The sequence below is a fragment of the Rhizobacter sp. P1_G5 genome (genome assembly GCF_056405435.1).
This window is the reverse complement of record NZ_JBFUCB010000186.1, coordinates 1-9,804: the sequence shown is the minus strand read 5'-3', so window position 1 is coordinate 9,804 and position 9,804 is coordinate 1. Positions and strand designations below refer to the sequence as shown.

General features: G+C 66.5%; 15 protein-coding genes. 5 read left to right on the top strand and 10 right to left on the bottom strand.

Annotated elements, in window-relative coordinates:
* The 4 genes from AC1D12_RS14820 to AC1D12_RS14805 all read right to left on the bottom strand — a co-directional run.
* Positions 1 to 1,843: IPT/TIG domain-containing protein (locus AC1D12_RS14820; RefSeq protein WP_477841199.1), on the bottom strand; the 1,843-nt coding region annotated here is incomplete at its 3' end.
* Between the two features lie 127 nt (positions 1,844 to 1,970).
* On the bottom strand, positions 1,971 to 2,735 hold the full coding sequence (locus AC1D12_RS14815; RefSeq protein ID WP_477841197.1) for a helix-turn-helix transcriptional regulator: 765 nt from the start codon (positions 2,733 to 2,735) through the stop codon (positions 1,971 to 1,973).
* Between the two features lie 50 nt (positions 2,736 to 2,785).
* Entirely contained in the window at positions 2,786 to 3,181 is a 396-nt protein-coding gene (locus AC1D12_RS14810; protein ID WP_477841195.1) for a VOC family protein, read from the bottom strand.
* A 56-nt stretch (positions 3,182 to 3,237) separates the two neighbouring features.
* The gene (locus tag AC1D12_RS14805; protein WP_477841193.1) at positions 3,238 to 3,660 is read right to left on the bottom strand and encodes a type II secretion system protein GspG; all 423 of its coding nucleotides are present in this window, start codon (positions 3,658 to 3,660) and stop codon (positions 3,238 to 3,240) included.
* 277 nt (positions 3,661 to 3,937) lie between these two features.
* On the opposite strand from AC1D12_RS14805, the gene AC1D12_RS14800 reads away from it, so the two are divergent.
* From AC1D12_RS14800 to AC1D12_RS14790, 3 genes are all read left to right on the top strand, one after another.
* Entirely contained in the window at positions 3,938 to 5,188 is a 1,251-nt protein-coding gene (locus AC1D12_RS14800; RefSeq protein ID WP_477841191.1) for a hypothetical protein, read from the top strand.
* A 55-nt stretch (positions 5,189 to 5,243) separates the two neighbouring features.
* Positions 5,244 to 5,585 (top strand): hypothetical protein, encoded by a 342-nt coding sequence (locus tag AC1D12_RS14795; protein ID WP_477841190.1) that lies wholly within the window; start codon positions 5,244 to 5,246, stop codon positions 5,583 to 5,585.
* Between the two features lie 125 nt (positions 5,586 to 5,710).
* Positions 5,711 to 6,016 (top strand): hypothetical protein, encoded by a 306-nt coding sequence (locus AC1D12_RS14790; protein WP_477841188.1) that lies wholly within the window; start codon positions 5,711 to 5,713, stop codon positions 6,014 to 6,016.
* Between the two features lie 79 nt (positions 6,017 to 6,095).
* Here the strand turns inward: AC1D12_RS14790 and AC1D12_RS14785 are convergent, their stop codons facing one another.
* The gene (locus AC1D12_RS14785) at positions 6,096 to 6,599 is read right to left on the bottom strand and encodes a DUF3617 domain-containing protein (RefSeq protein ID WP_477841186.1); all 504 of its coding nucleotides are present in this window, start codon (positions 6,597 to 6,599) and stop codon (positions 6,096 to 6,098) included.
* Positions 6,600 to 6,717: 118 nt separating this feature from the next.
* Here AC1D12_RS14785 and AC1D12_RS14780 point away from each other — a divergent pair, with 118 nt between their 5' ends.
* The gene (locus tag AC1D12_RS14780; RefSeq protein WP_477841184.1) at positions 6,718 to 7,149 is read left to right on the top strand and encodes a hypothetical protein; all 432 of its coding nucleotides are present in this window, start codon (positions 6,718 to 6,720) and stop codon (positions 7,147 to 7,149) included.
* Here the strand turns inward: AC1D12_RS14780 and AC1D12_RS14775 are convergent.
* The 5 genes from AC1D12_RS14775 to AC1D12_RS14755 are packed head-to-tail and all read right to left on the bottom strand — an operon-like array spanning position 7,121 to position 9,610.
* Complete coding sequence (locus tag AC1D12_RS14775; protein ID WP_477841182.1) at positions 7,121 to 7,549, bottom strand: hypothetical protein; 429 nt, start codon at positions 7,547 to 7,549, stop codon at positions 7,121 to 7,123. The two genes, AC1D12_RS14780 and AC1D12_RS14775, sit on opposite strands and share 29 nt — an antisense overlap.
* Positions 7,546 to 7,986 carry a hypothetical protein gene (locus AC1D12_RS14770; protein ID WP_477841180.1) on the bottom strand — a complete coding sequence of 147 codons (441 nt, stop codon included), beginning with the start codon at positions 7,984 to 7,986 and terminating at the stop codon, positions 7,546 to 7,548. The genes AC1D12_RS14775 and AC1D12_RS14770 overlap by 4 nt, the downstream gene beginning before the upstream one ends.
* Before the next feature lie 6 nt (positions 7,987 to 7,992).
* Positions 7,993 to 8,508 carry a hypothetical protein gene (locus AC1D12_RS14765; protein ID WP_477841178.1) on the bottom strand — a complete coding sequence of 172 codons (516 nt, stop codon included), beginning with the start codon at positions 8,506 to 8,508 and terminating at the stop codon, positions 7,993 to 7,995.
* Positions 8,505 to 9,062 (bottom strand): 2OG-Fe(II) oxygenase, encoded by a 558-nt coding sequence (locus tag AC1D12_RS14760; RefSeq protein ID WP_477841176.1) that lies wholly within the window; start codon positions 9,060 to 9,062, stop codon positions 8,505 to 8,507. Before AC1D12_RS14760 ends, AC1D12_RS14765 begins: the two co-directional genes overlap by 4 nt.
* Entirely contained in the window at positions 9,059 to 9,610 is a 552-nt protein-coding gene (locus tag AC1D12_RS14755) for an FMN-dependent NADH-azoreductase (protein ID WP_477841175.1), read from the bottom strand. Before AC1D12_RS14755 ends, AC1D12_RS14760 begins: the two co-directional genes overlap by 4 nt.
* Here AC1D12_RS14755 and AC1D12_RS14750 point away from each other — a divergent pair.
* The coding region (locus AC1D12_RS14750; RefSeq protein WP_477841173.1) for a GntR family transcriptional regulator at positions 9,609 to 9,804 on the top strand (196 nt) is incomplete at its 3' end. The genes AC1D12_RS14755 and AC1D12_RS14750 overlap by 2 nt on opposite strands.

Genomic DNA, 9,804 nt, shown 5'->3' with positions numbered 1-9,804 from the left:
GGCTGAAGTTGACGCCGTCGTAGAGCGTCTCGTCGTCGACGAGGGCCCGGCTGCCGGTCGCGTCGTAGGCGACGCTGCGGTACGGGTTGGGCAGCGTCGACGGGGAGCTCAGGCTCGCGGTCGCGGTCGTGTACAGGTAGCTGGGCAACCGCGGCGACAGCATCGGCGGGTTCAGCACGAACAGCTTCGAGCCATCGCCCGGCGCGTAGAACTCCGGCGAGTAGAGGCTGAAGTTCGAGCCGGGGATCGGCTGCACCCCGTAGCTGCCGCTGAGCATGTCGAAGTAGCCCATGTTCGACCACTGGCTGCCGCCGAACCACAGGCGCATGTCGCTGGTGGTCRCCATGCCGCGCGTGAAGTACTTCGAAGGCGACACCGACCCATCCATCTGCGCCGGCAGCGGGTAGGTGTTCTTCACCTGCAGCGTGTCCGCATCGACGGCGAGCAGGTTGCGCGTGCCCGAACCCACGTACAGCGTCTGCCGGTCCGGTGACATCGCCAAGTCGCCGATGGCCGCCACCGGCAGCCCGTCGACCTGCCACTGGCCGCCCGCATAGCGGAAACGCACCAAGGTGTTCTGATCGAGGTTGATGGCGTACAGCGCATTGCGCGTGGGGTCGAACAGCGCCGAGCGTTTCTCGCCGGCGTTGGCCGCCGTGCTCGCCGGCAGCACACCCCGCGTCGCGACACCGATGGCGCCGCTCCAGGCTGCGAAGCCCGCAGCGTTCGTCACCGACACCTTCGCACGGCCCGCCGCCAGCGCCGGGACCTCGAGCACGGCTTCGCGATCGCTGGTGACGGTGCCGGTGACGCCGGCAGCGCCTGCCACCTGGATGCGGCCGACGCCGGACAACTGCGACAGGCCGCGTCCGGTCACGCGCACGGTGGCCGGCTGCCCTGCCACGATCGTGGCGGGCGAGGTCGTGTAGATCTCGGGCAATTGCTTGTTCAGCGTGACCGGGAGCACGGCATCGGTCAGGCCCGCGGCGTGGATCGTCACGTTGGCGGTGGTCGAGCCCCAGTTGGCGACCTCGCCCACGCGCGCCAGGTCAGCGTGGTACTGCAGCGTGCCGGCGCCGCCGCCGGCGGGGGTGTCGAGCACCAGCCAGGGCTGGTCGCTGCTGGCCGTCCAGGCGTGGCTCTGGCTGGTGTTGAAGGCCACGTCGGCGGTGCCGGTGAGCGTGGCCGTGTCGGCGGTCATGACGAGTTGGCCGGCTGCCGGGGCCTTGAAGCCCGAGCCGACCGTGAAGGCCACCGGAATGTCCAGGATCGGCGAAGAATTCCCCAGGTCGGCGAATCGCACCTGCACCGTGCCCTGGTAGCTGCCCGGCGCGAGAGACGCGGCCGTGGCCGCCACGCTGATGCCGCTTGCCGAGACGCGGGTGGCCGAGAGCCATCCCGAGCCCTTGATCGTGCTGCTCGAGACGACGAGGCGGTTGCCGGTGTCGGCCGGCGTGATGGCCAAGGGCTTCGCTGCGGCGGCATCGCCTTCGACGCCGCCGAGGGCCAGCGCCTTGCCGTCGATGTCGAATATCGCGTAGCTGTAGGGCATGGTCTGCGACCAGGCGACGTTCTTGCAGGCCGCGTCCGTGCACAGCCGGAAGACGAAGTTGCCGCTGCCCTGGCCCGCTGCCGCGGAGCTGAACCGGGTCAGCGTGACGCGCGCGGTCGTGTTGCCGGTGAGCGTGAACGTCGAGGCAAACTCCCCCGGCCGATCGGGAACGACCTCGGCGTAGTAGGTGCCCGAGCCGTTGAGCAACGTGAAGTTCACGTTTTGCTGCGCGGCCGCTGTACCGGTGAAGCCGGCGAACTCGATGCTCGAGCGATCGCTGGTGACATTCACCTGGGAAGTGACGCCGCCGTCGCCCCCACCCCCGCCGCAAGACGCCAGCACCCATGCGCAGCACACCATGGCCGCGCGAAGCCACATTCCGCTCATGAAAACCCCTCCTCGTTGTGCCGCGATCTTCTCACGCACCTGCGCGGCGATGCCCCCGGATCGCCGTCGGTGCAAACCCGAAACGCTCTCGGAACCGGATGGCGAAACGCGAGGCCGATTCGTAGCCCACTGTCAGCGCGATGTGCGCGACAGGCTGGTCGGTGGACTGCAGCAAGGTCATCGCACGCGACATCCGCACGTCGGCGAGCAGGTCGCCAAAGCGGGTGCCTTCGGCGCTCAGGCGCCTGCGCAACGTGGCTTCGCTCATCGACAACCGGTCGGCCACTTGCGGCACGGTCCACGCCTGTGCCGTGGAGGCGCCGAAGAGCGTTCGCAGCTCCGACGCGATCGTCGCCGCGCGCTGCGCCGCGAATCGAACGCCGGCGAGCGAGAGCCACACCAGCAGCTCTGCGAGCCGGTGCCGCGCCACCTCGTCGGGAACACCTGAGGGGTCGGCCACGGCCGCGACCGCCCGCTCCAATGCCGCAGCCAACTCGGCGCTGACCTGCTTGAGCACCTTGGCACCTGTCAGCGGCTGCTCTGCCGGCGATGTTGGTGCGAACTGCTCGATGACGGCCCGGTCCCACACCAGCCAGCGGGCTTCATAGAGCCCGGCTGCCGAGAGCCGGTTCGACACGTCGAACGATTGCCCGCCGGCGATGGCAATGGCGTCGCCGTCTTCCAGCGTCCAGCGCTGCCCGCCGGATCGAAGCGATTTCGTGCCGTGCCGCACGAGGATCAGCGCAGGGCTGTCGACGACGACCTTGCTGAATCGCAGCGCGCTGCGCTGCACCACATTCGCGGTCAGTCCGACGCCGGGGCGGGTGTGGAGGCTTCGTGTCGGAGCTATGGCTTCACCCGGAAGATGGCGCAGAGCTTGTTGCCGTCGGGGTCGCGCACGTAGGCCAGGTGGTAGGCACCGAGCGTGCCCTCGCGCAAGCCGGGTGGCTCCTCGATGGAGCTGCCACCGTGAGCCACGGCCACATCGTGGAAGGTTCGCACCTGCTCGGGCGATTCGCACCGGAACGCGATGGTGCCGCCGTTCGCAAACGTGGCCGGCTCGTCGTTGATCGGCTGGCTGATTGCGAACGTGCTGCCGTTGTGGCGGTAGAAGAGCCGGGCGTGTCCCGAGCCCGCTGTGTTGGGCGCCGGCTCACCGGCGCCCAGGACGCTCAGCACGGCGTCGTAGAACTGCTTCGAGCGCTGGAGGTCGTTGCTGCCGACCATGATGTGGTTGAACATGTCGTCTCCTTGTGGGAACAGTGTAGGAGCCGAACCAGGGTGGGATGTGGGCGGAATCAGTCAGTTTTGGTGCGGAAACGATCAACCACGAACCTGATTCCGTTGAGCACCAGCATGCCCACGCTGGCGAGGAATGCGGCGGTGAAGGCGAAAAACCAGAACTGCTCCGAAGTCAGTCCGCAATTGACTTGGTAGTCCTCGCAGCGGTAAGCCTTGGAGGCCGTGGTGAGGTCATCGCCAGCACCACCTTCGTCGCGCCCGTTGCGTCCGGCGGAGTGGATCTCGAAGCCGGGCTTCGAGGCCGTTCGTCGATAGAGGTACGGCGCCCCCCAGGGGTCGTTCGGCAATCTGTCGAGGAGGGGCCGCGAGCTGCTGACCAGCACCGCGAGCCCCTGCGCCTCGGTGGGGATGTCGCCGTTGTCCTGCCGGTAGAGCTCGACGGCCTGCGAAAGGTTGGCGATGCCGATCCGGCCTTCCATCAGACGGTACCCGCGGTGGTCGATCCTTGACAAGGGTCCCAGCATCAAACCGGCCAAGGCGCCGAACGCAACAACGGGAGCTATCAGTGTCGATCGGCGCATGGGTGTCGATGTGGCATTGCAGCTGCATTCATGGTGACGAGCCTAGCGCATCAATGCCTCGCGTCCGGCTCGGCAAACGTGCTTCCCCAACATGGGGGATGCCGGCCATTGGCAGCAGATTCCGTGTCTACTCTCGCCTGCCATTGCCAGCATCATCTTCTTCAGATCATTTCGAATGACCGACCGAACCCCGGCCATCGCCGGCCTGTCCCTCCTGTCCTGGACCAGCTCGGTACTGGCGCAAGGCCAGGGCTCGTACGGGGGCATCGGCGACGGCTTTGTCCAACTCGCGCTGTGGGCGATCCTCGGTGTCGCCGCACTCGTCGCCTTCGTCATCCGGGCTTTGTTCGGCACCAAGGTGATGCTGGTCGTGGTCGTCGTCACGGCAACATGGCTGGGCGTCAACGTCTACCAGCGCGTCGACCAGCAGAAGCAGATGTTCGCGGTGCGCAAGGCCGCAAGCCAGCAGATCAACCAGTCCCTCGCGCAAGGCTGTGCCGGCACGATGCGGCAGATCGAGCATCCGGCCCGGGGCGACGAACCCGTCTACATCCGCCTGCATGGCGCCGAGCTCGCCACACGGCACTGGGAGGTCGTTCCGCGGCCGGAGTACCTGGCGCAAGGCGTCGAGATCCTCGCCGGCGAACCGCCCGCTGCGGGCAAAGGCATCGTGGTCGACATCACCTACACCGCGGACTGGGTGCGCAGCGACGATCCCGACTCGAGGTTCCAACGCCTTCGGTACGACTTGACAGCGAAGACGTTTCCCGAGGGAACGCTGGTTGCCAGCACGACGGACATGACGGCCGGCGAAGGTTTCTGCCTCGGGGACTTCGAGGATTTCCTGAGGCGGGCGCTGAACCGACCGCAGGTTTCGTCGCGTGGTCAGCAGCGTGCGCTCAACGCACTCTCGCTGCCCGACACCTATGTGCAATCCACGTACGCCGCCGCCGCCCGGGGCATCTACCTCAAGTCGACCGGGCCCTACGAACGCGAGCCCGTGCGCGTGAAGGTGCTGCGCGAGCACGGATGCCGCATCGACGCTCGAGGCGAGGAGGCCTCGTGCGGGCAAGCGCCCGAAGGTCCCGTCACGCTGCAGTTGCGTAGCCTCRTCGGCATCGTTCAGCGGGCTGACGCCTGGCTGCTCGTCTATGACGACCGCCGCGGGGGAAATCGGCTGCGCAGGCTGCTCGTCGAACGCCGCCTGCCGGATTGGCAATTGCAGCGGGCCTGGAGCGCGACCGTCGTTCCACCCTCCGACTTTCCGGACGAGCAGGAACACGTCGAAGAGCTTGCGTTCGAGGGGGAGTCGATGACGGCGGCGATCTACTCGGGCTACGACCGCGCGCCCGTCGGCACCGGCGGGGGCTATTGGTATACGGTACGGTCGAGCTTGAAGGTGCCGTTGCCGGGGCTTGTGCCTTGAGTCGACGCCGGCATCCCGTGGCCGCGGACGATTTGCCTATAGATTGCGTGCTCGCATGAACGCCACCGCATCACCCTCCAAGGCTCGCATGGACAYCACCAAGCGCAACCGGCTGATCCAGCAACTGTCCACTCAACCCGAGCCGCAACTCGCGCGCATCGCCCGCCGGCATGACGTGGAGGCGATCTACGCGCAGATCGCGGAACTGGACCCCGGCGACGATTGCTGGCCTTTCTCCGACACGGTGTACGTCGTCGGCACCATCCGTCCCGACGAACTCGAAGCGGAGTTGTCGGCACTCCAGCCCGATGAGGTGGTCAGTGCGGAAGCCTCCCAGGTACCAGCCGCACTGGCTCGGAAGCCTTCGTCGGCCGTGTTGCTGGCGTGGTGGGATTGAAATGAATGACACGATGACGCGGGCGCGGGCACCCGCACCGGTCTTGATCGCGGCCCTCCTGATCGTCACCTCCGTGGTGGCGACGGCGTCCACGTGCCTTTGAGGTCCTGAGCATTGCACAGGGCATGGCCGGAGGCCATCTGCCGGCTGCCCTTCTGGTCGTTTTCGTACCGTTTGTCTTGCTCATGGGCCTTCAGTTGGCCGTCGTCCATGGATTGCTTCGTGGTGTCGGTTGGGTCAGGTACCTGGTTGTTCTGCTCGGGATGCTCTCGGTGATGGACATCGGCAAGCAGAACGGCACCGGACCGCTCTTGGATCAGATCTGGCCTTGGGTGGACGCTGCGCTCTACCTCGTGGCGATTGCGCTGCTGTTCCTGCCCACTGCAACGGCCTGGTTCCGGGCGCGACGGCGCGTTGCCCGCCTCTCTTGAGGAGCGCAGCCTTCCACGCATTCCCAGGAATCCCCCCTGCGATACGGGGGGTGTGTAAGGGTTCGACGGATGCGTCGCGTCAGAACTGCCCCATGTCAGGCCCGCACGCCCCCCTGTAGAAGGCATCCGTGCTGCTCACCTGGGTGAACTCCACGCCATCCTTGCGGCGCACGCGCGACTCGAGTTCGTTGTGGATGCTTGTCGCGGTCAGTGAATTGCGCACTGCGCTTCGTATCGTGAAACCCTTCGACGACGTGCAGGTGAAGCTCCAATTGGCTGAATTGCCGGATCGGTTGTAGTTGCTCGCCACGCAGCTCAGGTCGTCGACCGTCTTGTTGTCACGCTCCGCGAGCAGGTAGGGATCGCTGGCAACGAACTCGGCAGTCAGGCATCGCTCCGAGCGGGAGTCGGACACCTCTTTCTCTGTCTTGCCATCGGGCAGGATGTTGACGATCTTCGTGTGGAACGCCCAGCCGCCCGGCTGCAAGGGCGACTGCGATTGCGCCATGGCCGGTGCGGCGAGCAACAGAACGATCGGCGAGACAGAGCCGATGCCGAGAACTCGAGAAGGGCAGGGATGCATGACGGATGCAAGGCGATGGAAATGCGTGCCGGCGATGGTACTGACCTCAAGACTTGGGTTTCCTGCGCACGCAGCGGCGCATTGATATGCTCTGACGCGTTGTAGAAGAGAACACGATATGTCCAACACGCAATACGCATTCATCGACAAGGCCCGTGTGCCGGATCGCGCCGCGCTGCAGTCGTCGATCGATGCCCTGGGCTTCGACCTGAAGCTGCATCCCGAATTCTCGCCGTTCTCGGATTCAGGCTTTCTGCCCTTCGTGCTCAACGGCGAAGAAGGCCCGGGGTTCGAGATCTTCTACGAGCCCACCGACGATGTCGTCGGCGGCGACAAGCTGTTCCGCGCGCTGGCCGAAGGTCGTGATCACTGCATCAGCATGTGCTGGCGCGGTGACATAAAAGACCTGGCCTGCGTGATGATCGTCAGTTGTGCGCTGACGAAAGACTTCGGGGCCATCGTCACGTACGAAGGTGACGACCCGGAGCCTCTCGATGACATGCTCGAGGCCACGCGAGAGATCATTCGTGACGCGGAAGCTGACGAGTAGGCTGGCGGACCATCCACCAGCTGCGGAGGCCGTAGAACGCGCCAATGCTCAGCGGGCAGGCCCACAGGATGCCGTGCATTCCAACGCCGATGGGCCACGTTGCCGCCACGCCCAGCACGAAGTACGAGGGCAATGCCAGGGGCCTTCTTCCCCAGGCCCATGCGCGACACAGCTCGATCACCACCAGGACCACGAGAACCAGGACGGCCAGCAGAGCCGCGAGTGAGATGCCGGTACCCGGGTCCATGTCGGGCAGGTACCCGATGGCGGCGTTCGACGCCCGGCTGACATTGGCGGAGTGAACGGCCGGGACGAGGGCTGCCAACCAGGCACCTGCGCACAGACACAGCAGGCGGAGCGCAGCGCGGATGACGGCGCTGAAGTGGGCGAGGAGGATCATGGCGCAGCGGCCAGCCCCAATCTGCGATCCACGATGTGCCTCAGTCTGGCCCCGAGCGCCGCACCGCACACGGCGCCAAGTGTCAGGGCCGCTACCGGCCAGAGAAGCACCACGGCCGTGGCCCGAAGCTCTGCGGCCCAGGTGCCGCCTCCGGGGGAGAGCAGGCAGTCAGCCGCCAGAACAAGAGCTTCGATGCCCGCGCCGACAAGTGCCAGGCGAACATGCCGGCCCCGCGTGGCATAGCCGATCGCGAACCAGCAGATGGCGGATGGGACGCCCCAGGCCACGAGCGCGATGGGCGCCTGGGCCGCAAGGGCGGTGAGGCCGAAGACCCGTGGATCCACGCGGCCGGCGACCGCGCCCGTCAGGTAGAAGCCCGCGCACACCAGCCCGGCTGCGACGACGCAGAACGAAGCGATCTGTGCGGAACGGTTCATGGGGCCTCAGGAGCAGGCGGGCGCAGCCCGTATCGCGTGCTCCGCCCCGGCAAAGACCTCGGCGACCGACTGATTGCCGTCCACCCGGATCGCGAACTGCTTGTCGCCCGAAACGAGCACGATGCTGCGGTTGTTCGGATCGTTGGAGGCGTGCTGCTGACCCTCCTCGATGCGCGAGCCCAGCGAGCGCCGAACCTTGTCGAGGCTCGACCCCACCCGGATGCCCGAAGGCGTGACCACGTTCGATTCGCGCGTCTCGATCCGCACGATCTTCTGGTCTTCCGTCATGTACCGGAGTTCTTCGGACACGCTGTAGTAGCCGCAGCCGACCTTCGCGACGCCCTTGGGATTGGGCAGGTTCTTCCGCCCCAACTTGGTCAGCAGCTGATGCGCCTGAGCGATGGGCATGCCGATCTGGACGGGCCCGTACGAGTTCATCGTGAGGACCACGTCGGCCGCGAATGCGCTGGAGGCCGCGAGCAACGGGGCCGCGACAAGTGTCGACAGGGCAAGGATTCTCATGATCTTGAAGGTGTCTGTTGATACAGGACGTCAGTCCGAAGAACGTATTTGATGCCGGAGCGGACCATCGCTCCCTGGTGGCGCAGCCGGTGCGGGAAGCCCAGAGCCATGCCCTGCACGGGCTTGACGGTTTCCCAGCCGAAGTCGGTGTTCCCGCCTTCGAAGTCATCGTTGAGGTAGATCATGAAAGTCAGGACGCTCTCGCGATCCGGCCCCAGCCTCACCGTGCCGTCGAGGTGCCAGGTGAACTGCTGGCTCTGGTCATACCGGTAAAAGCGAAATCGCTCATTGAAGCCGCTGAGGCACCAGCCGTCGAGTTCGGCCGGCAGCAATGCACCGGCGCGCGAGAAGAGGGAGTCGGCCAACTCGCCGTCATCGAAGATGATGCGATCGTTGTTGCGCGCATCCTTGTACACGAGGTCGCCGTCGGCAGTCCGGATCGCCGCTTCCGAATAGCCGATGCGCTCGCTGCGCGCGATGAAGCTCGCACATTCTTCGGGCGTCAGGAAGCCCGGGATCGTGAAGACGCCGGCGCCAAGGCGATGGAGGGTCACTGTGCTCCTGGGTCTCTGGGATGCTCGATGGGRCCGGATTGTCTCGCAATCGGAGAGGAGAAGTGCTCCGCCAGCGCCCGCTCCGCATGAACCCGCGCCGCCTCCACCGCCTCGGGCCCGGCACCGGTGCCTTCCACCGAGAAGAAGCTCACGTCGTGCAGCCCGATCGTGCCCAGGATCAGCCTGAGGTGCGGCGTCAGGAAATCCGGCTGGCGCGCGTGCTCGCCCGAGAACCGCCCGCCCGATGCGATCGCGATGAACACCGGCCGGTCGCGCAATGCACCCACCTTGCCCTGCGCCGTCACGTTGAAGGTCCGCCGCGCCCGCACCACGTGGTCGATCCACGCCTTCAGCGTCGACGGCACGCCCAGGTTGTGCATCGGCGTCGCGATGACCAGCACGTCGGCGCGCTCCAGCTCGCGGATCAGCACATCGGAGAGCGCGATGGCCCCGAGCGGCGACACCTCGGCCGTGGCCGAGTGCTGCGCCTGCGCGTAGTTCGCGTCGACATGTGGCAGGCTGCCGTCGCCGGTCCATGATGGGCGCATGAATGCCCCGCCCGCGAGCACCCTCGCGCCCCTGGACCCCTCGGCGGCCGAGCCCTACTACCGCCAGATCTACGACCGCTTCCGCGCCGCCATCGACGCCGGCGTGTTGAAGCCCGGCGACCGCATCCCGTCGGCCCGCGCGCTGATGAAAGAACTCGGCCTGGCGCGCGGCACCATCGAGTCGGCCTACGGCC